The following is a 25,045-nucleotide window of genomic DNA, read 5'->3' as shown; positions in this document are numbered from 1 at the left end:
AGGTCCTGCGGGGCTCATACACAAGGCCCTTCGGGGCTTTTTTTGATGTTTAGCGTGTGCCTGCTAACAGCGACAAACTCAGCGCCACCATGGCTTTGGCGGGGTTCAATGAGGTGGCTACACCGTAAGGCTTGTCCTCATAAAACCGCGCCTGCCCCCAAACGCAGCGGCTGCTCACCCAAACTTCAACACCAACCGCGCGGGCTTGGATCAGCGCGTTTTCCATGCCCACACTGATCGTGCCAGAGCCGGTAGCAGCCACCACCAAACCGCGCAGTGGTCGCTTGGCCTTGGACGAACCGGCCAACAAGGACATCACCATCTCACCATCTGCACTGGCGTGGTTGCTGACCCATTCCACGCGAGGCCAATCGGCGGTGTTCAAAAGGGTCTGCAAGTCAGGCGTTCGCCCATTGCGAGGAAGCTGATCCGCTGGTTCTCTCAAAAGCCATTGCCCCTTGTGCATCTGGGCCAATGGCTGGCTCAAACCACTGGAAAAAGCGTCGTCTTGGTCGGTTCTGATTTTTTGCAAATGCTGCGGGTGATGCGCCTTGCCCGCACACACCACGGCCACACCTTTGAAAGCGGGGTGTTGCGCCAACAACAAGGCGTCGCGCAGGTTGCCCGGGCCGTCAGCGGTGGGGGAATCTGCCGGTTGCATGGCGCACGTCAGGACCACCGGTTTTGGCCAAGGCCCCATCACCTCCAATAAAAAAGCGGTTTCTTCAATGGTGTCGGTGCCGTGCGTGATGACCACGGCTTGTACATCGGAGCGTTCTTGAGCCTGAGAAATGGCTTGCAAAAGGGGCCGCCAAACCGCTGGACCCATGTCTTTGCTGTCAATTCGGGCCACATCTTGCATTTCCAGACCTGCGGTTTGAATACCGGCCTGCTGCAGAATGTCAGTCAATCCTAACTGAGAAGCTTTGTAATTACTTGGATTTGAAGGATCCGCAGCCAATCCAGCAATGGTGCCACCGGTGCCCAAAACCACGGTTTTTAAATTTATTTGCGGGTGCATGCTTGCCAAAGCTTAAAAACTGGTTAAAAATACAGTTACTGGATATCCAAACAGCTTGTTTGAATATTTTTCTGAACCCCAAGCATAGTGCAGGAGCCCCCATGGACCACATCAAGCTCACAGCCCGTCAGCAGCAAATTTTGGAACTCATCCAAACCGCCATCCACAACACGGGCGCGCCACCCACCCGCGCCGAAATCGCCACCGAGTTGGGTTTCAAATCCCCCAACGCTGCCGAGGAGCACTTGCAGGCCTTGGCGCGCAAAGGCGTTATCCAGCTGGTCAGTGGCACATCTCGGGGCATCCGCCTCAAAGCCAACCCCGAGCCCGTCTTGGGCGGCAGCGGTTTCAAGCAATTCACTTTGCCAGGTTTGGGGCAGCTCATGTTGCCGCTGGTGGGTCGTGTCGCCGCCGGTTCGCCCATCTTGGCGCAAGAACACATCGAACAAACCTACCAAGTCGAGGCGTCCATGTTTGTGCAGCAACCCGACTACCTGCTGAAGGTCAAAGGCTTGTCCATGCGCGACATCGGCATCATGGACGGCGACTTGCTGGCGGTCAAAACCACCCAAGAAGCCCGCAACGGCCAAATCGTGGTGGCCCGCTTGGGTGAAGAAGTCACCGTCAAGCGCTTCCAAAAGTCCCCCCAAGGCATTGCCCTGCACCCCGAAAACCCCGATTTCGACACCATCCATGTCCGTGCTGGCGAGCCCTTCCAAATTGAAGGCTTGGCCGTCGGCCTTATCCGCAACCAGTTTTAGCTCAGGAGATCACCATGAACACAGCCGTTTGGAGCAAGCAACCTGTTTTTCAACGTGTGGACGCCGCCTACCGCGCCCTCATGTCCAACATCATGGCCAAAACACCCGTGGCCGCCATGCCCAGCATGGCTTGTCAGCGTCCTTTGCGCGTGGTGCGCATTGCTGAAGACCAGCGCCCGCCCAAGCACACAGCGGGTCGCATGGTCATCTCTGGCCGCATGGCCGATGTTTGCGCCGAACTCGACCGCCTGATTGCGCTGGAAAACCAACGCGCCTCGTTCAGCAACTGAAACCCACTAGCGCTTGGCTCATCAGCCAAGCCCTTGGCTTGCCGGGTCCGTGAGTCAAGCTGGTTTTTTCTTGCTCAGCAAATTCATCATCAGCTCGCTGTTGGCTTTGCGGGCGGCCAACACCCCAGCCATGTGCGGGTTCTGCGCCATTTGTTGGGTGTAGGCTTTCACAGGCAGTTCTGCCAGCAGGTCTTCTCCCAGTACCAGCTTGCATGCAGACACGGCAATCGGCAAATGAAATGCCGCCGCGCAGTCCGCCAAAGTGAATTGCTCCCCCGCCACATAGGGCGAAAACTTGGCCAAAGCTGCGAACGCAGGCACATTTCTGGCCAATTGCTGGCGCACTTTCTCTTTGGTGCCGTCACTGACTTGGCCACCAAAAAAGGCTTGGGGGTACAAGGCCCTCACCACCAACTCGATGTGCAACTCCAAATACACAATCAGTTCACGCACCTTGGCCGCTTGAAACGGGTCTACAGGCACCAGCGGTTTGTCAGGGTAAGCCGCTTCGATGTAATCCGCACACACCAAGGATTCCGAGAGATAGCCGTCTGGCGTTTCAATGAATGGCACCTTGCCCATGGGAGAGCGCGACACCAGTTTGGGATGGTTGTTACCCGTCCAAACCAACTCTTCTTCAAAGGGCACACCTTTTTCCAGCAGTTGCAGCTTGATCTTGTTGTAGTAGTTGCTGGCGGCAAAACCGCAGAGCTTGAGTGTCATGGTGTCCCCTTGGGCGTGGTTGTTTGATCTGATTCAATTCTGTCACAGGCCCATCAGCCATCACGCATAGACACTGGGACATAATCATTTGCTATGAATCAGAAAACGCAACACATTGGGGTGGTCGGCGCCGGTGCCATGGGACAAGGCATTGCGCAAGTGGCCACCCAAGCGCAAGCCCAGGTGTTGGTGTTCGATGTTGTCGCAGGTGCTGCCGACAAAGCCTGTGCCGCGGTACGTGGGCAGTGGCAAAAACTGCAAGAAAAAGGTCGCCTCACTGCTGACCAAGTTCAAGATTTCAGCAGTCGCCTGAAAGCCGCCGAACACCTCCACGACCTGGCTCCATGCCATGTGGTGATTGAAGCCGTGGTGGAAAACCTCACGGTCAAAAAGGCACTCATCGCCCAACTCGAAAACCTGTTGGCCGAGACCGCCATCATGGCCAGCAACACATCGTCTTTGTCTGTCACAGCGCTGGCCGCCGACATGAAGCACCCGCAGCGCTTCGCGGGCTTTCATTTTTTCAACCCTGTGCCGCTGATGAAAGTGGTGGAAGTTGTGGCCGGTCTGGCCACCAGCGAAACCACTTGCCAAAGCCTAATGTCTTTGGCCCAAGCCATGGGTCACCAAGGGGTGCGGGCCAAAGACACTCCCGGTTTCATCGTCAACCACGCGGGGCGCGGTTACATCACCGAAGCACTTCGCACCGCGTCTGAGGGCATTGCCGATTTCGCCACGATCGACCGGATTTTGAAAGACCAAGTGGGCTTCAAACTCGGCCCGTTTGAATTGTTGGATCTGACGGCCTTGGACGTCTCACACCCCGTGATGGAATCCATTTACCACCAGTATTTTGAAGAACCTCGCTACCGCCCCAACGTCATCACCAGCCAGCGCTTGGCAGGAGGCTGGCTCGGCCGCAAAACTGGCCAAGGCTTCTACACCTACACCGAGGGCAAAGCGCAAGTTGCGCCAGAACCATCAGCGCCACGCGTGGCTGATTTACCGCCTGTGTGGGTGTCGTCGCGTGCCGCCCGCCGTGCGGAACTCTTGCAACTCTTGAAAGACCTGGGCGCCAAAATCGAAACCGGGTCCGCACCCTCGCCTCAAGCCTTGTGTTTGGTGGCTCCTTTGGGTTTTGATGTCACCACCTGCGCCATTGTTGAGAGGCTCGACCCCGCCCGCACCTTGGGACTGGACATGCTGATGCCCGACACAGCCACCAAACGCCGTGTTTTGGCCACCAACCCGGCCACGCGAAGCGACATGCGGGACGCGGCCCATGCCTTGATGGCGAGTGATGGCAAAGCCGTCAGCGTCATCGAAGACAGCGGTGGCTTCGTGACCCAGCGGGTGCTGGCCCAAATCGTCAACATCGCCAGCGACATTTGCCAACAAGGCATCTGCACCCCACAAGACCTCGACACCGCCGTCACCCTGGGCTTGGGCTACCCCAAAGGCCCACTGGCCTTGGGCGACAGCTTGGGGGCCGACAACTTGTTGGAAGTGTTGTTCAACCTGCAAACCGTGTATGGCGACCCGCGCTACCGCCCCAGCCCTTGGCTGCGTCGCCGTGGCGCTTTGGGCTTGAGCCTGTTGCACACCAGCCATTGACACCATGACCGCCCAACTCAAAAGCCACAGCCAAGGTCAAACCTTGGTCTTGACGATTTCCAACCCTGAGCACCGCAACGCCTTGGGCCCCGAGATGTACAGCGCTGGTGTTGAAACCCTGAACGTGGCCGAAAGCAACCCGGATGTGCGCAGTGTCGTCATCACCGGCGAAGGCGCCCATTTCAGCGCGGGCGGCAACTTGAACCGATTGCTCTCCAACCGTGAATTGCCCCCTGAGCACCAAGCGCAAAGCATCGAAGGCTTGCACAACTGGATCGAAGCCATTCGCACCTTTCCCAAGCCTGTGATTGCGGCGGTGGAAGGGGCGGCTGCAGGCGCGGGTTTTTCGTTGGCACTGGCCTGCGATTTCTTGGTGGCCGCGCAAGACAGCGTGTTTGTCATGGCCTACAGCTCGGTGGGTCTGTCGCCCGATGGCGGCGGCAGTTGGCACCTGGGGCGTGCCTTGCCACGCGCATTGGTAAGCCAGTGGTTGATGCTGGGCGACAAAATCAGCGCCACCGATTTGCACCGCTGGGGTTTGGTGAACCAACTCAGTCTGCCAGGCGAAGCAATGACACAAGCCTTGGCCTTGGCCGAACGGCTGAATCAACGCGCACCCAACGCCTTGGCCAGCATCAAAGAGTTGCTGTCATCGGCCCAGCAGCAAGACCTGTATGCCCAGTTGCCCCTGGAAAAAAAGCACTTCGTGAATAATCTACACCATCCCAACGCGGGGATTGGCATCCAGGCTTTTTTGAACAAAGAAACGCCACACTACAAACCCTGACATTTCATCAACCAGCCCCGAGTGGTCCCGCCGGTGACAGCTTGGGGCTTTATGGTCACCCACACGACAGACGATGGACGATCCAATCCTTACCATTGAAGAACGCGAGGCAGTCAATGCCGGGCGCTGGTTTTCTTCCCTTTCACCTTCCCTCAGACACGACATCCTCCGATGCGCTTATGTCAAACGACTCAAAGACGGCGAATTGATTGCCGCCCGCGGCGACTCGCCCGAAGAGTGGATGGCCTGCGCCAAGGGCGCGGTGCGTGTCAGCAGCACAGCATTGTCGGGCAAGCAAATCACCTTCACTTATGTGGAGCCGGGCATCTGGTTCGGCGATGTGGCGATTCTGGACGGCGACAGCCGCACCCACGATGTGTATGCCCACGGCGAGACCACCATCCTGTGCGTGGCCAAAGCCGATTTCCAGAAAATTTTGGCCACGCATGTCGAGTTCTACGACGCGATGCTGCGTTTGCAAGCCCGGCGCATCCGCCAGCTGTTTGGCTTGGTGGAAGACCTCAACACCCTGCCCCTGCGTTCACGCTTGGCCAAGCAGTTGTTGCATCTGGCCCGCAGTTACGGCGTCCCCTCCTTGAACCACGGCGACGAAATTCGGATTGGCTTGCATCTGGCTCAAGAAGAATTGGCGCAATTGCTGGGCGCGTCACGCCAGCGGGTCAACCAAGAGCTGAAGGCGATGGAGCGCGAAGAGGCGCTGCGCATCGAACCAGGTGGTCTGGTGATACGCAACCAGCAGGCGCTGATGAAAATCAGTGCCACGGAGTAAGGCCATGAGCAACTTTGACAATTTCGTTGGCACCAAACAGGTGAGTGACGCGCACCGCTTCGACACAGCCGCCTTGGAGCACTGGTTGGGCCAACACATGGCGGGCTTTGAAGGCCCCTTGCAAGTGGAGATGTTCAAGGGCGGCCAGTCCAACCCCACCTACAAACTCAACACGCCCAACGCCAGCTATGTGATGCGGGCCAAGCCCGGCCCGGTGGCCAAATTGCTGCCCTCGGCCCATGCCATTGAACGCGAGTTCAAGGTGATGCACGGTTTGCACGGCACTGGTGTGCCCGTGGCGCAAATGCATGTCTTGTGCGAAGACGAATCCATCATTGGGCGCGCGTTTTACGTCATGGAGTTCGTGCAAGGCCGTGTTCTGTGGGACCAAGCCTTGCCCGGCATGTCCACCACCGAGCGCCGCGACATTTACTTGGAAATGAACCGCGTCATTGCTGCTTTGCACGCCGTTGACTACAAGGCCCAAGGCCTTGAAAGTTTCGGCAAACCTGGCAATTACTTCGACCGCCAAATTGGCCGCTGGAGCAAGCAATACGTGGCCTCCGTCACCCAGCCCATTGCTGAGATGGACCAACTGATGGCTTGGTTGCCTGCCAACATGCCTGAGAGTGCCCGGGCCGATATCACCTGCATCGTGCACGGCGACTTCCGTTTGGACAACCTGATCTTCCATCCCACCGAACCACGCGTCTTGGCCGTGCTCGATTGGGAGCTCTCCACGCTGGGCCACCCGCTGGCCGACTTCAGCTACCACTGCATGTCTTGGCACATTCCGCCGGGCAGTTTTCGGGGCATTGGCGGCCTGGACCACGCGGCTTTGGGTATTCCCTTGGAAGACGAATACGTCGATTTGTACTGCCAGCGTTCGGGCATCACCACACTGGCAGCACTGAAAAAAGACTGGAATTTCTACCTGGCCTACAACATGTTCCGCATCGCGGCGATCTTGCAAGGCATTGCCAAACGGGTGGAAGACGGCACCGCGTCCAGCGCCGAGGCCAAAGCATCAGGCGCAGGTGCTCGACCCATGGCCGAACTGGCCTGGTTGTTCGCCCAACGCAGTTCTCAATGACAAACACCAACTGGAGCAACGCATGAACTTCGATTACACCGACAAGGTCAAAACCCTGCAAGCGCGCTTGATCGCTTTCATGGACGAGCACATCTACCCGAACGAAAAACGCTTCTTTCAAGAGATTGCCGACAACCGTGCCAAAGGCAACGCTTGGGTGCCCACCAAACTGATTGAAGAACTCAAGCCCCTGGCCCGCAAAGCCGGTTTGTGGAATTTGTTTTTGCCGCACAGCAAACGCGCACCCGAGGGTTTGAGCAACCTCGAATACGCGCCCTTGTGCGAAATCATGGGCCGTGTGCCCTTCGCTGCCGAGGTGTTCAACTGCTCGGCACCCGACACCGGCAACATGGAAACTTTCGAGCGCTACGCCAGCGAAGCACTGAAAGACCAGTGGTTGGAACCCCTGCTGCGCGGTGAAATCCGCTCGGCCTTTCTGATGACCGAGCCCGAAGTGGCCTCATCGGACGCTACCAACATCCAAACCCGCATCGAGCGCGATGGCGACCATTACGTCATCAACGGCCGCAAATGGTGGTCGTCAGGTGCTGGCGACCCCCGTTGCGCGGTCTACATCGTCATGGGCAAAACCGACCCCGACGCACCACGACATTCACAACAAAGCATGATCATCGTGCCCGCCAATTCACCCGGCGTCACCATCATGCGACCGCTGTCCGTGTTTGGCTATGACGATGCACCCCACGGCCACATGGAAGTGGACCTGAAAAACGTGCGTGTCCCTGTGGGCAACCTGCTGCTGGGCGAAGGCCGAGGTTTCGAGATCGCCCAAGGCCGCTTGGGCCCAGGCCGAATTCACCACTGCATGCGCACCATCGGTGCCGCCGAACGCGCCATGGAATTGATGGTCAAGCGCTTGAACAGCCGCGTGGCTTTTGGCAAACCGGTGTCCTCGCAAGGCGTCTGGCATGAGCGCTTGGCCGATGGCCGCATCATGATCGAGCAAGCCCGCTTGCTGACCCTGAAAGCCGCTTACATGATGGACACCGTGGGCAACAAAATCGCTCGCACTGAAATCGCCATGATCAAGGTGATTGCCCCGAACATGGCTTGCCAAATCATCGACTGGGCCATCCAAGCGCACGGCGGTGGTGGTGTCAGCGACGATTTCCCCTTGGCTTATGCCTACGCCAACCAACGCACCTTGCGCTTGGCCGATGGTCCAGATGAAGTGCACCGCAACGCGATTGCCAAACTCGAGTTGGCCAGGCACATCAGCACAGCACCCCAAGACGTGGAAATGCCCGTGACTCGAGGCAGCTGAGCATGATCGATGTCTACAGCTGGCCCACGCCGAATGGCCACAAAGTCCACATCATGTTGGAGGAATGTGGTTTGCGGCTGGGCCGTGACTGGCTGGCGCACCCCATCCACATCGGGGAAGGCGAACAGTTCACGCCCGAGTTTTTAACCATCAGCCCGAACAACAAGATTCCAGCCTTGGTAGACCCGAACGGCCCCGATGGTCAGCCCATCAGCTTGTTCGAGTCGGGCGCGATTCTGATTTACCTGGCCGCCAAGTTTGGCAAGTTCATGCCCAAAAGCGACCGCGCCAAATATGACGTGCTGCAGTGGTTGATGTTTCAAATGGGTGGCGTCGGCCCGATGTTGGGCCAAGCGCATCATTTTCGAATTTATGCGCCTGAAAAGGTTCAGTACGGCATCGACCGCTACACCAATGAAGCCCGGCGTTTGTATGGCGTGATGGACAAACAACTCGCCCTTCACCCGTATATCGCTGGCAAAACCTACAGCATCGCTGACATGGCCATCTTCCCTTGGCTGCGCAGTTGGAAAAACCAAGGTATCGATTGGGCCGATTACCCGCGCTTGAAAGAATGGTTTGACATGATCAGCGCACGACCTGCTGTTGTTCGCGGCTGCGAGGTGTTGGCTGATTTACGAAAGCCCTTGCAAAACGACAAGAAGGCGATGGAAACCTTGTTTGGCAAGGCGCAGTATCAGAAGCGGTGAATCAAAGCTTGATCTTTAGGATCGAGCCAGCGTTTGGGTCAGTGTTGCAGGAACCATTGCTGGCGTACAAATAACCGTCACTGACTGCCAAACCAGCTAACCCGCAAAAGCCAGGGGAAATAGAGCCCCAATTTCCATTTGTTGCATCTAAATACCTTTCTGCAGGACTGTTATCAAGCATGTACTTTCGGCTGATGTACCCTCCATCACCCGTACCTGCTGTGCCGTAGTTAGCGATGTACGCATAATTTCCATCAAAAACAATTGCATTTGGTTGACTAAAAATGCCCCAACTTCTCATAACTTGATAATAGGGAGCACTCGAAGTTGAGAGTTTTATTACAACATTATTGTTTGGTATGCCTGAGTTCGTAACAGTTACATAGATATCCGAACCATAAACTCCAATTCCTTGCACTGAACCTTCAGTAATTGTTCGAACCGGTATTGAAGCTGCGTCAACCTGGCTAAAGTCAACTTTCGCAGGATCTGGATCACTGATGTAATAAGTCAATATTTGACTTGGTGAATTACCGGCGGCATAAAGTCGTTGGTTAAGTATGCCCAATCCGTACCAATTTCCACCACTAATTACATTGGAAGTGTTTTTGTAAACCCCATCAGTTGAAGATGTCCAAATCAAATCAGAATCATTGACAATTAGTCCAATAGGTTTGAGCCTGTTATCTTGAAAAAAATTGTGCCCGGTCGTTACATTTCTGAGGAGTCCACTATTTTGAACGGCAACATACAAATCACCACCGCTAAAAGCCATATGCTTGGCACCGTTCAATCCCGTAGCAATAACAGTAACAGTTTTTGGAATGACTGCTACCTCAGAATTGCTCCCTCCCCCACACCCCACCATGGTCAGCGTCATGGCAGCAGCCAAAGTAGGTATAAAGGATTGAATTGAAATAGTCATGGTTGCTTCTAGATCGACCTGGCCAAGCGGTCCTTAAGTTGATAATACCCCGCATGCCATTTCCAATGTTGACCATGCTCAAAACTTCTCACATCCGATCGCTTGCATTTCTCATGCTTGTGGGATTGACAGCTTGTTCTGATGACAAGCCTGCCACTGAACCCAAGTTCAAACCCATCCCTGAAAAGCGTTCGGCCACCCCACAAGAAGAAGAGAATTTTTCACGCCGGGTGCAAGCTGTTTTGAATGAAGGCGTAGAGAGTCAAGAAGGCAAAGATGAAGCGCCTCGTGCTTCACAAGTACGCCCGCCTAATTCGGGCAAGGACCCGATGCTGCGCTTGTCCAAGGACAACAAGCCATTGGGCGAGGTGGTTTACAACAATGACAAGATCGACTATTACGAATGTTCAGGCATCGTGGCGCCCTGGTTTCTTGAATTGGTGGTCGCTGAAATGAACTATTTCAATGAATTGATTGAATTGCCTTTTGTCGATCCAAAAACCTGCATCGTGACCTATGGCACAGAGCGCAGCCTCACGCCCGGGCGCATCGGCATTCAGTTGTTTGAAAGCCCACGCCAGTTTGACCGATGCATTCGGCATGAACAGTGCCCCATTTTTCGCACTGTCAATTTCGTCCCCAACCGCACAGCCATCATGCGGTCTTACTTTTTTTCAGATGTCAGCCGACAACTCATTCAACACCACTGCGTCACAGACACCGGCAAATGGCACCGAGACCAAACCTGCTACACCGTTGAGAACCCTTGATGCGTTGCTGGCTCAAGACCGCCCTTCATGTGCCGATACATTGACACGACCTCTTCTCATGTCATGAAAACATATTCTTACTTTTTGCGTTTGTTGCCGATGCTGATGGCCCTGGCATGCCTGAACTTGGCCCGGGCAGAAGACCCCAAGCCCAAACCTGAACCGGCCAAGCAAGAGAAAAAAGCGGATGACGCCGCTAAGAAGCCTGAGCCCAAAAAAGAAGAGAAAGCCCCTGCAGGCAAAGACGCCCCGGCAGCGGTTGAACGGCCCAAACGCACTTTTGAAGGCCAGGAACCCCTGTTCTATTTCGATGCCAATCGCCGCCCCTATATCGAACCTTTTCACAAAACCGATACAGAAGAGTACTTTATTTGTCGTGGCGTGATTGGCGAGTGGTACCGCCAATTGTTGGCGCAAGAAGCCAATATGCTGGCCGAAAAAGACGGTCTTGACAAAGTCACTGGATCCACTTGTGCTGTGCGCTTGGTGGCCACCCAATCTGGCAAAAAACTACCCGTGGTGTCGATCGAGCTCTACACCAGCTCGAACGTGATGCGCTCATGTATTTTGGGAGACGGTTGTCCCCAGTCGCGCACCGCCATCATGTATGTGTTGGATAAAACCCTCTACCGCAGTTGGTTCGTCACCGACCGTGAGAAAAAAATTCGCCGCTTCTACTGCTTGGACAATAAGAGCAATGTCTTGGCCAAGCAAGAATGCTGGTACCACTTCTTTGACAAAGCGGCCAAAGAAAAACCACCACCCTCTGGGGGCGCTCACTGAGCCCCATGTGGCCTGCCCGGAGGGGATCGAACCCCCGACCCACAGCTTAGAAGGCTGTTGCTCTATCCAACTGAGCTACGGGCAGATGCATAAAAAAAAGGCTCCGTTGAGGAGCCTTTTCTGCATGTTGGTCGGGGCGATAGGATTCGAACCTACGACCCTCTGGTCCCAAACCAGATGCGCTACCAGACTGCGCTACGCCCCGATCGGTCTATTCTACCCGCACAAACTTGGACAGCTTGGCTGTTCATGCAAATATGCATTTTGATGCATGCATCCGTAAGCAATAATCTTCCTCTTTCGCGCCATGCTTGCCAGCCATCCTCATGCACCTGAGTCACTCCGATCACACTGTCAGCCCACCACTGGTCGTCATTCCGCGTGAATACAACGCCGCTTGCGATCTGCTGGGGCGTCATTCGAATCGCCGTGACAAAGTCGCCTATGTCGACGGCTTGACGCTAGAGACGTTGACGTATGCCCAGTTGTCAGACAGGGCACACCGGTTTGCCCAAGGCTTGCTGGACCAAGGCTTCATTCAAGAGCAACGGGTTTTGTTGTGCATGCATGATGGTTTGCATTGGCCAGTGGCTTTCTTGGGTTGCATCTTGGCTGGCGTGGTGCCCATTGCAGTCAACACGCTGCTCACCACCGACGATTACGACTTCATGTTGCGCGATTCACGGGCACAGGGTTTGCTCGTGTCCAAGGCTTTGTGGCCTGTTTTCGAACCCCTGTTGCCCAACTTGATGGGGTTGAAACAGATCATTGTCGATGGAGGGGATGACAGTACGCCAGGTGTCAGCTTTGCCAACCTGTTGCGCCAGTCCAGTCCACTGCAAGAGCCCTCTCACACACTGGCCGATGATGTTTGTTTTTGGTTGTACTCCAGCGGTTCTACCGGGTCGCCCAAAGGCACATTGCATCTTCACAGCCATGTGGTGCAAACCGCTGAGTTGTATGGCCGTGCGGTGCTGGGATTGCAAGAAAACGATGTGGTGTTTTCTGCCGCGAAATTGTTCTTTGCTTATGGTTTGGGCAACGCCCTGAGTTTTCCATTGACTGTCGGCGCCACCACCGTGCTGCTGAGCGCTCGTCCCACGCCCACCGAGGTATTTGGCTTGCTCGAAAAACACCAGCCCACGGTGTTTTACGGGGTGCCAACTTTGTTTGCAAGTTTGTTGGCACAAAACCAGCGCCCCTCGGCGCAAAAGCTGAATTTACGCGTGTGCACCAGCGCAGGCGAGGCCTTGCCTGCTGAAATTGGCAAGAAGTGGCAGCAAGACTATGGCGTGGATATTTTGGATGGCATTGGCTCGACCGAAATGCTGCACATCTTTTTGTCGAACCGGCCCGGTCGGGTGCGCTACGGCACCACGGGTGAAGTGGTCCCAGGCTACCACCTCAGATTGGTGAATGATGAAGGCGAAGAATGCGCCGATGGTGAATTGGGCGAGTTGCAAATTTGCGGCCCCTCCTCGGCCATCATGTACTGGAACAACCGCGAGAAAACCAAGCACACCTTTGCTGGCGAATGGACCCGCAGCGGCGACAAATACATTCGGGATGCGGATGGTTTTTTCACCTATGGCGGGCGCACTGACGACATGTTGAAGGTGGGCGGTATTTATGTTTCGCCCTTTGAAGTAGAGGCCTCGATCATGACCCATCCCAGCGTTTTGGAAGCGGCTGTGATTGGCGTGTCGGATGAAGACGGATTGACCAAGCCCAAAGCTTATGTGGTTCTCAAGCAAGACAAGCATTTGGACGAGGCTGGATTGAAAGCCCACGTGAAATCCCAATTGGCTCCCTACAAATACCCACGATGGGTGGAATTTGTGCCTGATTTGCCGAAAACCGCCACTGGCAAAATTCAGAGGTTTAAACTGCGCGCTTCACAATAAAAAAATTGTCCCCTTTTCAGGAGTTCAACCAATGACCACTCGCCGACTTGTTCTCTCGCGTTCCGCGGCCCTGCTGGGTGCCGCATCCTCAGGTCTTCTGCTCCCTGCCCATGCCCAAAACAGCAAAATCCGCATCGGCTTGATGCTGCCCTACACCGGCACGTTTGCCCAACTCGGCCAAGCCTGCGACAACGGTTTTCGCATGGCCTTGGAAGAAAAGGGCAACAAACTCGGCGGTCGCGACATCGAGTACTTCAAAGTGGATGATGAGTCGGAACCTTCCAAGGGCGTTGAAAACGCATCCAAATTGGTCCAACGCGACAAGGTGGACGTGCTGGTGGGGACTGTGCACTCGGGTGTGCAAATGGGCATCCACAAAGTCGCCCGTGAAACCGGTGTGCTGTGCATCATTCCCAATGCAGGCATGCATGCTGCCACCCGCGCCTTGTGCGCACCCAATGTGTTCCGCACCTCATTCACCAACAGTCAGCCGACCCTGGCCTTGGGCAAAGCCATGATGGCCAAAGGCCACAAAAAAGCTGTCTGGATCACTTGGAAATACGCCGCCGGTGACGAAGCCGGTGAAGGTTTCAAAGAAGGCTATTTGGCCGCAGGCGGCACCATTGTGAAAGAACTCGGCCTGCCTTTCCCGAATGTTGAATTTCAAGCTTTGCTCACTGAAATCGCGTCCATCAAGCCTGATGCTGTGGCTTGCTTCTTCTCTGGGGGCGGCGCTGCCAAATTCATTCGCGACTATGCGGCCGCCGGTTTGAAAGGCAAAATTCCGCTGTATGGTTCAGGTTTCTTGACGGAAGGTTTGTTGGATGATGAACTGGCACCTGCTGCCCAAGGCATCATGACCACCCTGCACTACAGCACCTCATTGGCCACCAAGCGCAATGATGCCTTCCGCTTGGCCTATGCCAAGGCTTTCAAAATGCAACCCGACGTTTATGCGGTTCAAGGCTATGACGCTGGCCAACTGTTGTTGCAAGGGGCTGCGGCTGTGAAGGGTGATTTGTCCAACAAAAAGGCCTTGTATGCGGCCATGGAAGCCGCCGTCATCGACAGCCCGCGTGGCCAATGGACCATGAGCAAAGCACACAACCCGGTGCAAGACATGTATTTGCGCGAAGTCAAGGGCAAAGAAAACATCGTCTTGGGTGTGGCTGCCAAAGCCTTGTCTGACTCAGGTGCTGGTTGCAAGCTGGGTTGATGGATCTCGCTAACTTTTCAATTCAGCTGCTCAACAGCGTTCAATACGGCCTGCTGCTTTTTTTGCTGGCAGCCGGACTGACGCTGATCTTCGGCATCATGGGTGTGGTCAATTTGGCGCACGGCAGTTTCTACATGCTGGGCGCTTATTTGGCTTATGCGCTCACGGGTGCATGGGGCAATTTGGCGCTGGCCGTGGTGGTTGGCACGGCCCTGAGTATTGCCCTTGGTTGGTTGCTTGAAAAATTGTTGTTCAGACATTTCTACCACCGCAGCCACCTTGATCAAGTCTTGCTCACCTTCGGCCTGATTTACATCTTTGAAGAATTGCGCTCCATGTTGTGGGGCGACGATGTGCACAGTGTGGGCATCCCTGAGGTGTTGGATTGGTCGATCAAGTTGACCGACACCTTGTCTTACCCTGCTTATCGCTTGTTCATGCTGGCCATTTGCTCCGCCCTGGCTTTGGGCCTGTGGTTGCTGATCAGCAAAACCAAACTGGGCATGAAGATTCGAGCAGGCGCGTTCAACAGTGACATGGCCCAGGCCATGGGCGTGAACATTGTGCGATTGCATGCGTTGGTGTTTGCCATGGGTGTGGCTTTGGCCGCTTTGGCAGGTATGCTGATCGCACCCTTGTCCAGTGTCTACCCTTACATGGGCTCGCAGGTGCTGATCATGTGCTTTGTGGTGGTGGTGATTGGCGGCATTGGTTCGGTACGTGGCGCCCTCACCGCTGCCTTGCTGGTGGGCTTGGTCGATACCTTTGGCAAGGTGCTGCTGCCGCAGTTCGCCAGCATGTTGGTCTATGTGCTCATGGCCTTGGTCTTGCTCTACAAACCAGAAGGCTTGTTCAAACAATGAGCGCACCTCAAGCCCATCTTGAAACCCTGCCGCGCAGCGTGCAACTGCTGTTGGCTTTGGGACTCTTGGCCTTGCTGGCCTTTCCGTTTGCGGGCCAAGACTTCTACACCCAGATGGTCACCCGCATGATGATCTTGGCCATCTTCGCCATGAGCCTCGATTTGTTGCAAGGCATCACGGGTTTGGTGTCGCTGGGACACGCCGCCTACTTTGGTTTGGCTGGTTATGTGTTGGCGTTCATGTCGCCTGCGGATGCGGGGGCCAACATCCTCACCACCCTGCCCTTGGCTGTCTTGGCTTCGGCTTTGGTGGCCTTGGTGATTGGTTTTTTTGTGGTGCGCACCCAAGGCATTTACTTCATCATGGTCACCATGGCGTTTGCCCAAATGCTCTATTACCTGTTCTTTGACAACAAAGGCTTGGGTGGTTCGGACGGTATTTACATCAATGTGCGACCTGCGGGTTTGGGCATGGACCTTGAGAACAAGCTGGTGCTGTATTACTTCACCTTGGCCTGCATGCTCTTGGTTTATTGGTTTTTACGGCGTCTGCTCTGGAGCCCCTTCGGCCGCACCTTGAACGGCATTCGATTGAATGAACACCGTACCCAAGCATTGGGCTATGCCAGCTTCAGCTACAAACTCACGGCCTTCACCGTGGCTGGCGGCTTGGCTGGTTTGGCGGGTTATTTGTGGGGTGCCCAAACCGGTTATGTGAACCCTGAGTTGATGGGTTTTCACATGAGCGCCCACGCCATCATGATGGTCATCTTGGGCGGCATGGGCAATGTGGCTGGTGCCCTCATCGGTGCCTTTGGGTTCGAGTTGTTCATGCACATGTTCAAAGACCTGCCCAAGGTGGGCAGCTTTGACTTGGGCAAGCACTGGCAACTGTGGATGGGTTCACTCATTGTGTTGGTGGTCATCATTGCGCCTCAAGGCCTGATGGGCTTGCTGCGATCAAGGAAACAAGATGACTGATGCCTTGTTGCAAGCCAAAGGTTTGAGCAAACGTTTTGGCGGCTTGCTGGCCGTGAACGATGTGTCGCTGTCCTTGTTCAAAGACCAATTGCATGCCGTCATTGGGCCCAATGGTGCGGGTAAAACCACGCTCACCCATTTGCTCAGCGGCGATATTGCAGCCAGCAGCGGCGAGTTGTGGCTCAAAGGCCAATCGGTCACAGGCTGGCCACACCACCGCTTGTCTTTGCAGGGTTTGGGGCGCAGCTATCAAAAAACCAATGTGTTCTTGCCGCTGACCGTTTGGGACAATTTGATGTTGGCAGCGCAGGCGCGTGACGCCCATGCACCCTTCAATCCGCTGTCCTGGTTCACCCGCGCAGACCGCAATCCTTCCGTGGTGACTCGCGCAGAACGTGCCTTGAAACTGGCTGGCTTGGCCGCAGTTCGTGACAAAACCGCCGCCATCCTGAGCCACGGTATTCAACGCCAATTGGAAATCGCCATGGTCTTGGCCACCGAACCCGATGTCTTGTTGCTCGACGAACCACTGGCAGGCATGGGTGCTGCTGAAGCCGACACCATGGTGCAATTGTTGCAAGCGTTGAAAAAGGAACATGCCATGTTGCTGGTCGAGCACGACATGGACGCCGTGTTTGCCTTGGCCGATGTGCTGACCGTGATGGTGAATGGCACCGTCATTGCCACAGGCACGCCCCAAGCCATTCGCGAGGATGCCAAGGTGCAAGCCGCTTACTTGGGTGAGGCCAACGCATGAGTAACTTGCTGAACGTTCAGGGTTTGAACACCTACTACGGTGCCAGCCACATCTTGCGTGACTTGTCATTCAAGGTGGGGCGCGGCGAAACCGTGGGCCTCATGGGTCGCAATGGCATGGGCAAATCCACGCTGTTGAAAAGCATCGTCGGTTTGGTCCAAGCCCGCAGTGGACAAATTGAATTTCAAGGCCATGCCATTCAAGGCCAGACACCCTTCACCATTGCCCATCAGGGCATGGCCTATGTGCCCGAAGGTCGAGGCATCTTTGGCAACCTGAGCGTGCATGAAAACCTGGTGATGGCTGCCCGCCCAGGTGTGCGTGGTCAACAAGACTGGACCTACCAGCGTGTGCTGGACACCTTCCCCCGTTTGGGTGAACGCTTGAGCCACGGTGGTCAACAACTCAGTGGTGGTGAACAGCAAATGCTCAGCATCGGTCGGGCCCTCATGACCAACCCCGACTTGCTGCTGCTGGACGAAGCCACCGAAGGTTTGGCACCGCTCATCGCTTTGGAAATTTGGCGCATCTGTGCGCTGGTGGCGCAATCGGGCATCAGCACGGTCATTGTTGATAAAAACTGGCAGCATGTCACCAAAGTCACTCAGCAGAATGTGATTTTGGTCAAAGGTGAAGTTGTGTTCCAAGGTTCAAGCGCTGAACTGCTCAGTCAACCTGACGTTCTGAATCAACATCTCGGAGTTTGAGCATGTCCAACAGCCGTACCCAAGTCGCCATCATTGGCGCGGGGCCCTCTGGGCTGTTGTTGGGTGCGTTGTTGCACAAAGCGGGCATCGACCACGTCATCATTGAGCGCCAGTCTCCTGAATACGTGCTGGGTCGGATTCGCGCTGGCATCCTCGAACAAGTGTCGGTCGATTTGCTGCACGAAGCCGGTGTGGGTGAAGGTGTGTCACAAGGCGGCACCATCCACCACAGCATCGAATTGGTGTTCAAAAACACCCGGCATCCGATTGAAGTCACCAAGCTCACTGGCGGCAAGGTGGTGACCGCTTATGGACAAACCGAAGTCACCCATGACCTGATGAAGCAGCGTCAACGACTGGGCTTGGACACGGTTTACAGCGCGGCTGATGTGAGCCTGCACGACTTTGACAGCGCGTCCCCGCAAGTGCGTTATGTGAAGGATGGCCTGTCGCATGTGCTGCACTGCGACTTCATTGCAGGCTGCGATGGCTTTCATGGTGTGGCCCGCGCCAGTGTGCCCAAGGCTGCCATCACCGAGTATGAAAAGGTCTATCCGTTTGGCTGGTTGGGCGTGTTGGCCGATGTGCCGCCTGTGTCCAGTCATGCCATTGTTTATGCCAACAGTGACCGAGGCTTTGCGCTGTGCTCGATGCGCAGCATGACCCGCAGCCGTTACTACGTGCAATGCCCACTGAACGACAAGGTGGAAGACTGGAGTGATCAGCGGTTTTGGGATGAACTGCGCAAGCGACTGGACCCCGACATGGCCGAGCGCATCATCACCGGACCATCGATTGAAAAAAGCATCGCGCCCTTGCGCAGCTTTGTGGCTGAACCCATGCGCTTTGGCCGCTTGTTTTTAGCCGGGGACGCTGCCCACATCGTGCCGCCCACCGGCGCCAAGGGCTTGAACCTGGCCGCCAGTGACGTGAAATACCTCAGCAGTGCGTTCATCGAGTTTTTCAACGAGCACAGCCCGGTTGGCATTGACCATTACTCGCAACGCGCACTGTCGCGCATTTGGCGGGCCGAGCGTTTTTCTTGGTGGCTCACCAGCTTGATGCGCCGCTTTCCAGACAGCGCAGGCTTTGGTCAAAGAATGCAAGAAGCCGAGTTGGACTATTTGGTGCACAGCGAAGCCCTGTCCACGTCGTTAGCCGAAAACTATGTGGGTTTGCCGCTGAACTTTGCGTCTTAAAACGGTATCCTGACTTGCAACCAATAGCGGTTGCGATCAATGGGATGATCCGTTTTGGTGTCTGCCGATCTGGGATCTTTGCCATCACGCTGCGCCCAAGCTCAGGCCCCAGATCAAACTGGTCAAAAGCGGCAAGCGGCAAGTTGAAAGTGTCATGTTCAATAAAAGCATATTTCAAGCCAAATGCTTGTCAAATGCCGCTCAAGACCGCGTCCATGGCTGCAATGATGTCGGTTGAACGGTCGGCCAGCGAAGCCACTTCTGTTTTCAGCAAGCGCTTGTCCAAAGGCGCGGCTTCAAAGGGCACCAGCATCAAGGACAGGCCGAGAACCGAGACCAACGGACACAAGCGACGCGGGATTTGCGCAGGCGTGACGGCTGGAACCGCCAACGGGACCACCATCCGGGTGGGCAAGCCGGACAGCAAATCACTTTGTATATCAAGCACATACGGATACACATCGCGTTTTTGGGGGCTCGGGTTGTCGAACACGGCGAACTGCATGTCACCACACCTTCAGGTCGTCGTTCCACAAACCATAGGTGTCAAAGCGCTGGTTTTGGGCGGCCAGCCAGGCTTGATGGTCTTGCTCAAACTGGGCTTTTCTCTGCGCCACGGACGCGGTTTGACTGGCCGACTGCAATGCCTCGTAGTGCTTGGCTGACAAAATCACCGAGTCGATGCGGCCATCTTTTTCAATGAAGACCGGCCCATCCTTGGCCTGGGCGCAGACCGCGCCGAAGCGGTTTTTGGCTTGTGTGGCAGTGAAGTGCATGGATGGCTCCTGTTGCTTGATGGCTATTTTAGCTAAAGCTAAGGTGAGTGTCATGAAGTTTTCATGGATGCATCCTCTAAGATCAAGCATCCACACACTATATATAGAGCACCCCATGGCACAACCCGATTTCCAAGAGACCGACAGCAGCCTCAAGGGCGTTCGCATCCTGAGCGTGGCTCTGAACCTGCCCGGGCCCGCCGCCCTGATGCGCCTGGCCGCCATGGGTGCCCAATGCAGCAAACTCGAACCGCTGCCGCCCGCCGGTGCGCCCAAAGGCACGCCCTCGGACCCCATGGGTTTGTACGCGCCCCACGCCTATGCCCAACTTCACACGGGTGTGAAAGTGGTGCAAGCCGACCTGAAAACCGCCAAAGGCCAAGCCCAGCTGCACAAGCTCTTGGCCAAGACCGACGTGCTGCTGACCTCGTTTCGCCCTTCGGCCTTGAAGAAACTGGGCATGTCCTGGGCCGACTTGCACGCCAAGTTCCCTGCCCTGAACATGGTCAGCATTGTGGGTTCGCCCGGCGCGGGCGCGGAAATACCCGGCCACGACCTGACCTATTTGGCAGCCAACGGTTTGGTGACTGGCCTGGCCCTGCCCGCCACATTGTTTGCCGACATGGCCGGGTCCATCCAGGCCAGCGAAGCCGTGCTGAAAACCTTGTGGCAACGGGCCAAACCGGGCCGCGGCCACGGCAAAGGCGTGTTTCACGAGGTTGCGCTTGAAGATGCAGCAGGCTACTTGGCCCTGCCCCGGCACTGGGGCCTGACCGCGCCCAAGGGCTCGGTGGGCGGCGCCCATGCGGGCTATCAGGTGTATGCCTGCGCCAATGGGCGTGTGGCCGTGGCCGCCTTGGAGCCGCACTTCGCGGCCAAACTTTTGCACATCGCCGGCCTTGAAAAACCAAAAAACATAATAAAATCAACAACTTACGTAAAACGCGATCCAATGTTGCTGCCCGCCATGAAAGCCAAGCTGGCGGCCTTCTTCGCCACCCTCACCCGCCGACAGATTGATGCACTGGCCACGCAGCATGATTTGCCCTTGGTGACCATGGCCTGAAAACTTGGTGACCATGGCCTGCTTGGTGACCATGGCCTGCTTGGTGACCATGGCCTGAAAAGCTGGTTCTATCTTGGCCGCCTTGGGTTGTCGGTTGGTCTGGGGAAGACCACTTGCTTCGAAGCGGCCAAAAAGTGTCAATTTAGCTTGGCATCGATTTTGCATATTTCTTGACATCTGTTCACTTCAAGGAATACAGCATGACACCCCAAACCACTTTGATGATTTACAACACCACCATGTCCGCCCAGGATTTGATCGCCAAGGCCGAGCAACTCGACCATGCCGGCAAAACCCACGAGGCGCTGGAGTTGTACCGTCACTGGTTGAAGCATGACCGTACCCACAGCAAGTACTCGGTGTGGTTCAACTACGGTTGGTTGTTGCAAAAGCAAAACCTGTTGGACGAAGCATCACAAGCCTACGACCAAGTGATCAACTGCTACGCCGATCATTTGCAAAGTACGGCTGCGGCCAACGCCCCTGCTGCTTACGCTTGAAGTGAAACGGCCCGGCTGCGTTTGACACGAAGCGGGCCGTTGGCTTCAATAGCCTGAAGGGTCGGGCAAACGACCCAACACTTTTTCCATCGCCAGTCCCAAGGCCAGCAATCGTCGATCGCTGCCCAGAGGTCCGTCGATTTCAATCCCCACCGGCAAGCCGTTCGCTGTCAAACCTGCGGGAATCGACAAGCCTGGATTGCCAGCATTGCTGCTCGGGTCCGCATTTCGAATGTAGGTTCCAAAGGTGTCTGCGGGTTCGCCGCCGTTGATGCTGACCTTGCTTGAGCCGTTGACCGCATCAATCGGTTCGGCTGCCAGCGGCGTGGTCGGAAACAACATGGCGTCGAGCTTGTTGTCCTTGTAATACGCCGCCATTTTCTTTTGCAAAGCCGGACGGTGCACGTTCATTGCGTCTGGATACGCCTTGCCAAACACATCGCCCATGATGGCGCCCATCGCGCCTTTCACATCTGGGCTGGCCACCTTGTCGACGATGTCTTTCAAACTCATGTCGATGCCACTGGCTTTCAAATAAGGTGGGAAATCTTCCAAGGGTTCGTGCAAGGCCACCATGAAGGACACCTGGTTGTTCAAGTCGAACACATCGGGGTCCACATCCACCATGACCACACCGGCCGCGGCCAACTTGTCTTTGGCCTCCATCACCACCGCTTGCAAGTCCGACGACAAACCAGCCCAGAACTTAGCGGGCACACCCATGCGCACACCTTTCAAATTGGCCGCGGTCGCCATCGGTGTGCCAGTGATGGCGGCGTCCAAGAACGCCACATCAGCCACGGTTTTGCCCATGGGACCGACCGTGTCACGCGTGTGGCTGATCGGCACCACGGCGTTCTCGTTGTGGTAGCGACGCTGTTTGCCGCCATTGCCCACCGACGGACGAAAGCCAACGATGCCACTCAGGGCAGCGGGCACGCGGGTCGAACCACCGGTGTCAGTGCCCAAGCCGCAAGGTACCATGCCCACCGCAATGGCCACAGCCGTGCCACCCGATGAACCACCGGGAATGCGCGTGCTGTCGTAGGGATTGCGCACGATGCCAAAACTGGACAAATTGGTGCTGGTGATGCCAAAGGCCAACTCATGCAAATTGGACTTGGCCAAGACGATGGCACCCGCTTTGGTGAGTTTTTCAATCGACGGTGCCGTGTTTTTGGGCACCACGCCTTTCAAGGCATCGGTGCCGCCCGTGGTGGGCATGTCCCGGGTGTTCATGTTGTCCTTGGCCACGATGAACAAACCGGCCAGGGGTTTCAAAGGGCGACCGGCTTTGCGATCGGCGTCAATGGCCGCCGCCGCTTTCACAGCAGCCGCTTCATTCAAAAAGATGAGCGCATTCAAACCCGCGTGTTTTTGGGTTTGCCCCAGCAGGGCTTGCAAGTAAGCCGTGGCTGACATCTTGCCCGACTGAATGGCGGCCACGGCTTGCGGTGCCGATAGCTTCAACATGTTGGAAGTTGCATCACCTGCGGCCCATGCTGGAACCACCTGACTCAACAACAATCCCGCGGCGGTGGTTTGCAACAGTTGTCTTCTTGAAATGCCTTGTTGTGCCATGTCGTGCTCCTGAAGTTGAACAACCAACCCATGGGTTGTTTGATGTTCATCCTAGGCAGGCGGCAGGCTGCTGGCTATCGTGCAAATGGGGGATGCTGCAGGCCTAGTGCAAACCCAGGGAACGGGCCAAGACACTGCGGTTGTTGATGCCCAGTTTCTTGAAGGCGTTGTCCAGGTGGGTCCGCACCGTGGTTGGCGAAATACCCAACTGGCGGGCAATTTCTTTGTCGCCCAAACCCATGGACGCGCTTTGCGCCACCTGCAACTCGCGTGGGCTCAAGTTGGTGTTCGTCAACACGCTGCTGGGTTTGTCCATGGCGCGGGCTCTGGACAGCGAGGCCGTGAAAGCCGGCAAGATCATGTCGAGCAAGCGCATTTCGTCATCGGTGAAATTCTCACGCCGCTTGTCGCGCCAAATGCGCATGTCGCCAATGTTGTGGCCACGGTGCCAAGCGTAGAGGTTGACGCCCCAATGCAGGCCGTCTTTGGCGAGAAAGTCATTGAAAAACTCGGTTTGCATCAGCTCGTGCTGGGGCAGCACGTCGCTTGCCCGAACCGCCACTTGGTAGCGTTGCATGCTGGGCGTGATCGGGTCGTGGAACTGGTAGTAGGCCTCGTAATCGGCGATGTTGCTGGGGTCCATATTGATCTGAACCGTGTCCATGAAGGCGTTGCAGTCAGCATTCCAAACGAAAGACGCGTAAAACTGCGCTTGCATCAACTGCATGATCAACTCGCCCACTTGCTGGCGAATCTCGTGCTCTTGATGCGGCTCGGCCAGCACCTGCATGATCTGGCTCATCAACCTGGTTTGTGTGCCTGACAAGTACATTGGCAGCCCCTGTAGTCCTTGCCGCATTTTGCCGGTGCTGGTGCGTGAAAAACCACTTGTCAGGGTTAGTACCGTCCTCTGAATAGGGGATGTTTTGCGCCTTGCGTTGAAGCAGTCCCTTAAGCCACCCGCCATGGGGGCTCATTTTTCTAATTGGGGTTAGATTCCAATTGTTTCTCAAGCCACCCGCCATGGGGTAATTGGGGTCAGATTCCAATTGTTTCTCAAGCCACCCGCCATGGGGACTCATTTTTCTGGTCTTTCGCTCAAAAAATGGCCCCCAGGCCAGGCAGCTTTAACGAGACATTCTTGGTCCGCGGATGGCTCAATTCAAGCCATACACCTGCTTGACCGCCACTTCAATGGCGGCCATGTCTGCAGCCGCCAACTCACCCATGGGTTTGAGCAACCGCGCTTTGTCGATGGTGCGCAACTGATAGCAAAGCGCCACCGCGCCTTCGCCCGCTGAAGGCACGCTGACGGTGACGGGTTCGTGCACCCGCGCGCTGCTGGACAAAGGCACCACCCCCACGGTTTTGAACTGCTTGTTGAACGGCGTGATGCTGAGCACCACGCAGGGACGGGCCCGGCCTTGTTGCTCGCTGCCCAAAGTGGGCTCCAAATTGACCCGGTAAATATCGCCGCGCTTGATGACGTCACTGGCCATCAAAGTCCTTGCAAGCCATCGGCGGCGGTGGCTTCCCACAGCGCGTCGTCAGTCAGGGACTCGGCACTGGCGGGGTCGGCCATGAACGCGGCAGCCACTTTTTCAAGATGCGCTTCGCGGGCCTGCAGCGCCAACTCCATGTATTGCTCGACTACGCGACTGCGCTCGCCCAGCGGAATGGCGGCGTTGAAACGCGCCAAGGTGGGCGCGGAGATGGTGTAGGAAGCGCGAAGCATTTGTGCGGCCATGTGCAGTGTTCCAGTAATACTGGCGCAATCTTATGCACTGGACTCTGCCCTGTCAACAGAAATTGGGGTCAGATTCCAATTGTTTTGAGGTTCAAGATACGCATCTGCTGGCCGGGAAATTTGGGTCAGATTCCAATTGTTTTGAGGTTCAAGACACTCATCTGCTGGCCGAACATGGTGGGTCGGACGCGTAGCGA

28 protein-coding genes and 2 tRNA genes are annotated in these 25,045 nt (G+C 56.0%); 19 read left to right on the top strand and 11 right to left on the bottom strand.

The window, feature by feature from the left end; translation table 11 throughout:
• Positions 1-49 precede the first annotated feature (49 nt).
• Positions 50-1,021 carry an asparaginase gene (locus AC8GFP_RS12485; RefSeq protein ID WP_506613661.1) on the bottom strand — a complete coding sequence of 324 codons (972 nt, stop codon included), beginning with the start codon at positions 1,019-1,021 and terminating at the stop codon, positions 50-52.
• Positions 1,022-1,122: 101 nt separating this feature from the next.
• On the opposite strand from AC8GFP_RS12485, the gene lexA reads away from it, so the two are divergent.
• Entirely contained in the window at positions 1,123-1,782 is a 660-nt protein-coding gene (gene lexA, locus AC8GFP_RS12480; protein WP_506613659.1) for a transcriptional repressor LexA, read from the top strand.
• Positions 1,783-1,796: 14 nt separating this feature from the next.
• The gene (locus tag AC8GFP_RS12475; RefSeq protein ID WP_506613657.1) at positions 1,797-2,072 is read left to right on the top strand and encodes a hypothetical protein; all 276 of its coding nucleotides are present in this window, start codon (positions 1,797-1,799) and stop codon (positions 2,070-2,072) included.
• Positions 2,073-2,126: 54 nt separating this feature from the next.
• Here the strand turns inward: AC8GFP_RS12475 and AC8GFP_RS12470 are convergent, their stop codons facing one another.
• Complete coding sequence (locus tag AC8GFP_RS12470; protein ID WP_506613654.1) at positions 2,127-2,795, bottom strand: glutathione S-transferase; 669 nt, start codon at positions 2,793-2,795, stop codon at positions 2,127-2,129.
• 93 nt (positions 2,796-2,888) lie between these two features.
• On the opposite strand from AC8GFP_RS12470, the gene AC8GFP_RS12465 reads away from it, so the two are divergent.
• From AC8GFP_RS12465 to AC8GFP_RS12440, 6 genes are all read left to right on the top strand, one after another.
• The gene (locus AC8GFP_RS12465; protein ID WP_506613652.1) at positions 2,889-4,409 is read left to right on the top strand and encodes a 3-hydroxyacyl-CoA dehydrogenase; all 1,521 of its coding nucleotides are present in this window, start codon (positions 2,889-2,891) and stop codon (positions 4,407-4,409) included.
• 4 nt (positions 4,410-4,413) lie between these two features.
• Positions 4,414-5,196, top strand: a complete 783-nt coding sequence (locus AC8GFP_RS12460) for an oxepin-CoA hydrolase, alternative type (protein WP_506613650.1) — start codon at positions 4,414-4,416, stop codon at positions 5,194-5,196.
• A 73-nt stretch (positions 5,197-5,269) separates the two neighbouring features.
• Positions 5,270-5,986 carry a Crp/Fnr family transcriptional regulator gene (locus AC8GFP_RS12455; protein ID WP_506613648.1) on the top strand — a complete coding sequence of 239 codons (717 nt, stop codon included), beginning with the start codon at positions 5,270-5,272 and terminating at the stop codon, positions 5,984-5,986.
• A 4-nt stretch (positions 5,987-5,990) separates the two neighbouring features.
• Positions 5,991-7,079 carry a phosphotransferase gene (locus tag AC8GFP_RS12450; protein WP_506613646.1) on the top strand — a complete coding sequence of 363 codons (1,089 nt, stop codon included), beginning with the start codon at positions 5,991-5,993 and terminating at the stop codon, positions 7,077-7,079.
• 22 nt (positions 7,080-7,101) lie between these two features.
• On the top strand, positions 7,102-8,364 hold the full coding sequence (locus AC8GFP_RS12445) for an acyl-CoA dehydrogenase family protein (RefSeq protein ID WP_506613644.1): 1,263 nt from the start codon (positions 7,102-7,104) through the stop codon (positions 8,362-8,364).
• A 2-nt stretch (positions 8,365-8,366) separates the two neighbouring features.
• Positions 8,367-9,074 (top strand): glutathione binding-like protein, encoded by a 708-nt coding sequence (locus tag AC8GFP_RS12440; protein ID WP_506613642.1) that lies wholly within the window; start codon positions 8,367-8,369, stop codon positions 9,072-9,074.
• Between the two features lies 1 nt (position 9,075).
• On the opposite strand, the gene AC8GFP_RS12435 is transcribed toward AC8GFP_RS12440, so the two are convergent.
• On the bottom strand, positions 9,076-9,999 hold the full coding sequence (locus AC8GFP_RS12435; RefSeq protein WP_506613640.1) for a hypothetical protein: 924 nt from the start codon (positions 9,997-9,999) through the stop codon (positions 9,076-9,078).
• 74 nt (positions 10,000-10,073) lie between these two features.
• Here AC8GFP_RS12435 and AC8GFP_RS12430 point away from each other — a divergent pair, with 74 nt between their 5' ends.
• Together AC8GFP_RS12430 and AC8GFP_RS12425 are read left to right on the top strand one after the other, a co-directional pair.
• Positions 10,074-10,769 (top strand): hypothetical protein, encoded by a 696-nt coding sequence (locus AC8GFP_RS12430; protein WP_506613638.1) that lies wholly within the window; start codon positions 10,074-10,076, stop codon positions 10,767-10,769.
• Positions 10,770-10,832: 63 nt separating this feature from the next.
• Positions 10,833-11,552, top strand: coding sequence for a hypothetical protein (locus AC8GFP_RS12425; protein WP_506613636.1), 720 nt, complete (start codon positions 10,833-10,835; stop codon positions 11,550-11,552).
• Positions 11,553-11,560: 8 nt separating this feature from the next.
• Here the strand turns inward: AC8GFP_RS12425 and AC8GFP_RS12420 are convergent.
• Both AC8GFP_RS12420 and AC8GFP_RS12415 read right to left on the bottom strand, forming a co-directional pair.
• Positions 11,561-11,637: transfer RNA gene (locus tag AC8GFP_RS12420), tRNA-Arg, on the bottom strand.
• 43 nt (positions 11,638-11,680) lie between these two features.
• A tRNA-Pro gene (locus tag AC8GFP_RS12415) sits at positions 11,681-11,757 on the bottom strand.
• Positions 11,758-11,878: 121 nt separating this feature from the next.
• Here AC8GFP_RS12415 and AC8GFP_RS12410 point away from each other — a divergent pair.
• The 7 genes from AC8GFP_RS12410 to pobA are packed head-to-tail and all read left to right on the top strand — an operon-like array spanning position 11,879 to position 19,178.
• A complete protein-coding gene (locus tag AC8GFP_RS12410) occupies positions 11,879-13,456 on the top strand; it encodes a benzoate-CoA ligase family protein (protein ID WP_506613634.1) in 1,578 nt (525 codons plus the stop codon).
• A 31-nt stretch (positions 13,457-13,487) separates the two neighbouring features.
• Positions 13,488-14,672, top strand: coding sequence for an ABC transporter substrate-binding protein (locus AC8GFP_RS12405; RefSeq protein ID WP_506613632.1), 1,185 nt, complete (start codon positions 13,488-13,490; stop codon positions 14,670-14,672).
• Positions 14,672-15,535 (top strand): branched-chain amino acid ABC transporter permease, encoded by an 864-nt coding sequence (locus AC8GFP_RS12400; RefSeq protein WP_506613631.1) that lies wholly within the window; start codon positions 14,672-14,674, stop codon positions 15,533-15,535. Before AC8GFP_RS12405 ends, AC8GFP_RS12400 begins: the two co-directional genes overlap by 1 nt.
• The gene (locus AC8GFP_RS12395; RefSeq protein ID WP_506613629.1) at positions 15,532-16,515 is read left to right on the top strand and encodes a branched-chain amino acid ABC transporter permease; all 984 of its coding nucleotides are present in this window, start codon (positions 15,532-15,534) and stop codon (positions 16,513-16,515) included. The genes AC8GFP_RS12400 and AC8GFP_RS12395 overlap by 4 nt, the downstream gene beginning before the upstream one ends.
• Positions 16,508-17,272 (top strand): ABC transporter ATP-binding protein, encoded by a 765-nt coding sequence (locus AC8GFP_RS12390; protein ID WP_506613627.1) that lies wholly within the window; start codon positions 16,508-16,510, stop codon positions 17,270-17,272. Before AC8GFP_RS12395 ends, AC8GFP_RS12390 begins: the two co-directional genes overlap by 8 nt.
• Positions 17,269-17,979 carry an ABC transporter ATP-binding protein gene (locus AC8GFP_RS12385; RefSeq protein ID WP_506613625.1) on the top strand — a complete coding sequence of 237 codons (711 nt, stop codon included), beginning with the start codon at positions 17,269-17,271 and terminating at the stop codon, positions 17,977-17,979. The genes AC8GFP_RS12390 and AC8GFP_RS12385 overlap by 4 nt, the downstream gene beginning before the upstream one ends.
• Before the next feature lie 2 nt (positions 17,980-17,981).
• A complete protein-coding gene (gene pobA, locus AC8GFP_RS12380) occupies positions 17,982-19,178 on the top strand; it encodes a 4-hydroxybenzoate 3-monooxygenase (protein ID WP_506613623.1) in 1,197 nt (398 codons plus the stop codon).
• Positions 19,179-19,368: 190 nt separating this feature from the next.
• On the opposite strand, the gene AC8GFP_RS12375 is transcribed toward pobA, so the two are convergent.
• Together AC8GFP_RS12375 and AC8GFP_RS12370 are read right to left on the bottom strand one after the other, a co-directional pair.
• Positions 19,369-19,683, bottom strand: coding sequence for a CcdB family protein (locus AC8GFP_RS12375; protein WP_506613621.1), 315 nt, complete (start codon positions 19,681-19,683; stop codon positions 19,369-19,371).
• Between the two features lies 1 nt (position 19,684).
• A complete protein-coding gene (locus AC8GFP_RS12370; RefSeq protein ID WP_506613620.1) occupies positions 19,685-19,954 on the bottom strand; it encodes a type II toxin-antitoxin system prevent-host-death family antitoxin in 270 nt (89 codons plus the stop codon).
• A 115-nt stretch (positions 19,955-20,069) separates the two neighbouring features.
• On the opposite strand from AC8GFP_RS12370, the gene AC8GFP_RS12365 reads away from it, so the two are divergent.
• A complete protein-coding gene (locus AC8GFP_RS12365; RefSeq protein ID WP_506613618.1) occupies positions 20,070-21,020 on the top strand; it encodes a CoA transferase in 951 nt (316 codons plus the stop codon).
• A 200-nt stretch (positions 21,021-21,220) separates the two neighbouring features.
• Positions 21,221-21,520 carry a hypothetical protein gene (locus AC8GFP_RS12360; protein WP_506613617.1) on the top strand — a complete coding sequence of 100 codons (300 nt, stop codon included), beginning with the start codon at positions 21,221-21,223 and terminating at the stop codon, positions 21,518-21,520.
• A gap of 45 nt (positions 21,521-21,565) precedes the next feature.
• Here the strand turns inward: AC8GFP_RS12360 and iaaH are convergent, their stop codons facing one another.
• The 4 genes from iaaH to AC8GFP_RS12340 all read right to left on the bottom strand — a co-directional run bounded on the left by iaaH (position 21,566) and on the right by AC8GFP_RS12340 (position 24,848).
• Positions 21,566-22,993: an indoleacetamide hydrolase gene (iaaH, locus tag AC8GFP_RS12355; protein ID WP_506613795.1), complete on the bottom strand. Its 1,428-nt coding sequence runs from the start codon at positions 22,991-22,993 to the stop codon at positions 21,566-21,568.
• A gap of 211 nt (positions 22,994-23,204) precedes the next feature.
• Positions 23,205-23,903 carry a helix-turn-helix transcriptional regulator gene (locus AC8GFP_RS12350; RefSeq protein ID WP_506613615.1) on the bottom strand — a complete coding sequence of 233 codons (699 nt, stop codon included), beginning with the start codon at positions 23,901-23,903 and terminating at the stop codon, positions 23,205-23,207.
• A gap of 355 nt (positions 23,904-24,258) precedes the next feature.
• Positions 24,259-24,600 (bottom strand): type II toxin-antitoxin system PemK/MazF family toxin, encoded by a 342-nt coding sequence (locus AC8GFP_RS12345; protein WP_506613613.1) that lies wholly within the window; start codon positions 24,598-24,600, stop codon positions 24,259-24,261.
• A complete protein-coding gene (locus AC8GFP_RS12340; RefSeq protein ID WP_506613610.1) occupies positions 24,600-24,848 on the bottom strand; it encodes a hypothetical protein in 249 nt (82 codons plus the stop codon). The genes AC8GFP_RS12345 and AC8GFP_RS12340 overlap by 1 nt, the downstream gene beginning before the upstream one ends.
• Positions 24,849-25,045: the final 197 nt, after the last annotated feature.

The organism is Limnohabitans simekii (SeqCode), from assembly GCF_965234735.1.
Lineage (GTDB): Bacteria > Pseudomonadota > Gammaproteobacteria > Burkholderiales > Burkholderiaceae_C > Limnohabitans > Limnohabitans simekii.
The sequence above is the reverse complement of the archived record's forward strand: the minus strand, read 5'-3'. Positions and strand labels throughout refer to the sequence as shown.

What these genes read in the sequence shown, in the direction of transcription:
- AC8GFP_RS12365 (WP_506613618.1), top strand. Translation starts at nt 20,070, where the DNA reads ATGGCACAACCCGATTTCCAAGAGACCGACAGCAGCCTCAAGGGCGTT.
- AC8GFP_RS12340 (WP_506613610.1), bottom strand. Translation starts at nt 24,848, where the DNA reads ATGGCCGCACAAATGCTTCGCGCTTCCTACACCATCTCCGCGCCCACC.
- AC8GFP_RS12460 (WP_506613650.1), top strand. Translation starts at nt 4,414, where the DNA reads ATGACCGCCCAACTCAAAAGCCACAGCCAAGGTCAAACCTTGGTCTTG.
- AC8GFP_RS12435 (WP_506613640.1), bottom strand. Translation starts at nt 9,999, where the DNA reads ATGACTATTTCAATTCAATCCTTTATACCTACTTTGGCTGCTGCCATG.
- AC8GFP_RS12410 (WP_506613634.1), top strand. Translation starts at nt 11,879, where the DNA reads ATGCACCTGAGTCACTCCGATCACACTGTCAGCCCACCACTGGTCGTC.
- AC8GFP_RS12395 (WP_506613629.1), top strand. Translation starts at nt 15,532, where the DNA reads ATGAGCGCACCTCAAGCCCATCTTGAAACCCTGCCGCGCAGCGTGCAA.
- AC8GFP_RS12360 (WP_506613617.1), top strand. Translation starts at nt 21,221, where the DNA reads ATGACACCCCAAACCACTTTGATGATTTACAACACCACCATGTCCGCC.
- AC8GFP_RS12350 (WP_506613615.1), bottom strand. Translation starts at nt 23,903, where the DNA reads ATGAGCCAGATCATGCAGGTGCTGGCCGAGCCGCATCAAGAGCACGAG.
- pobA (WP_506613623.1), top strand. Translation starts at nt 17,982, where the DNA reads ATGTCCAACAGCCGTACCCAAGTCGCCATCATTGGCGCGGGGCCCTCT.
- AC8GFP_RS12475 (WP_506613657.1), top strand. Translation starts at nt 1,797, where the DNA reads ATGAACACAGCCGTTTGGAGCAAGCAACCTGTTTTTCAACGTGTGGAC.
- iaaH (WP_506613795.1), bottom strand. Translation starts at nt 22,993, where the DNA reads ATGTTGAAGCTATCGGCACCGCAAGCCGTGGCCGCCATTCAGTCGGGC.
- AC8GFP_RS12465 (WP_506613652.1), top strand. Translation starts at nt 2,889, where the DNA reads ATGAATCAGAAAACGCAACACATTGGGGTGGTCGGCGCCGGTGCCATG.
- AC8GFP_RS12440 (WP_506613642.1), top strand. Translation starts at nt 8,367, where the DNA reads ATGATCGATGTCTACAGCTGGCCCACGCCGAATGGCCACAAAGTCCAC.
- AC8GFP_RS12430 (WP_506613638.1), top strand. Translation starts at nt 10,074, where the DNA reads ATGCTCAAAACTTCTCACATCCGATCGCTTGCATTTCTCATGCTTGTG.
- AC8GFP_RS12375 (WP_506613621.1), bottom strand. Translation starts at nt 19,683, where the DNA reads ATGCAGTTCGCCGTGTTCGACAACCCGAGCCCCCAAAAACGCGATGTG.
- AC8GFP_RS12450 (WP_506613646.1), top strand. Translation starts at nt 5,991, where the DNA reads ATGAGCAACTTTGACAATTTCGTTGGCACCAAACAGGTGAGTGACGCG.
- AC8GFP_RS12470 (WP_506613654.1), bottom strand. Translation starts at nt 2,795, where the DNA reads ATGACACTCAAGCTCTGCGGTTTTGCCGCCAGCAACTACTACAACAAG.
- AC8GFP_RS12445 (WP_506613644.1), top strand. Translation starts at nt 7,102, where the DNA reads ATGAACTTCGATTACACCGACAAGGTCAAAACCCTGCAAGCGCGCTTG.
- AC8GFP_RS12425 (WP_506613636.1), top strand. Translation starts at nt 10,833, where the DNA reads ATGAAAACATATTCTTACTTTTTGCGTTTGTTGCCGATGCTGATGGCC.
- AC8GFP_RS12400 (WP_506613631.1), top strand. Translation starts at nt 14,672, where the DNA reads ATGGATCTCGCTAACTTTTCAATTCAGCTGCTCAACAGCGTTCAATAC.
- AC8GFP_RS12345 (WP_506613613.1), bottom strand. Translation starts at nt 24,600, where the DNA reads ATGGCCAGTGACGTCATCAAGCGCGGCGATATTTACCGGGTCAATTTG.
- AC8GFP_RS12370 (WP_506613620.1), bottom strand. Translation starts at nt 19,954, where the DNA reads ATGCACTTCACTGCCACACAAGCCAAAAACCGCTTCGGCGCGGTCTGC.
- AC8GFP_RS12405 (WP_506613632.1), top strand. Translation starts at nt 13,488, where the DNA reads ATGACCACTCGCCGACTTGTTCTCTCGCGTTCCGCGGCCCTGCTGGGT.
- lexA (WP_506613659.1), top strand. Translation starts at nt 1,123, where the DNA reads ATGGACCACATCAAGCTCACAGCCCGTCAGCAGCAAATTTTGGAACTC.
- AC8GFP_RS12385 (WP_506613625.1), top strand. Translation starts at nt 17,269, where the DNA reads ATGAGTAACTTGCTGAACGTTCAGGGTTTGAACACCTACTACGGTGCC.
- AC8GFP_RS12390 (WP_506613627.1), top strand. Translation starts at nt 16,508, where the DNA reads ATGACTGATGCCTTGTTGCAAGCCAAAGGTTTGAGCAAACGTTTTGGC.
- AC8GFP_RS12455 (WP_506613648.1), top strand. Translation starts at nt 5,270, where the DNA reads ATGGACGATCCAATCCTTACCATTGAAGAACGCGAGGCAGTCAATGCC.
- AC8GFP_RS12485 (WP_506613661.1), bottom strand. Translation starts at nt 1,021, where the DNA reads ATGCACCCGCAAATAAATTTAAAAACCGTGGTTTTGGGCACCGGTGGC.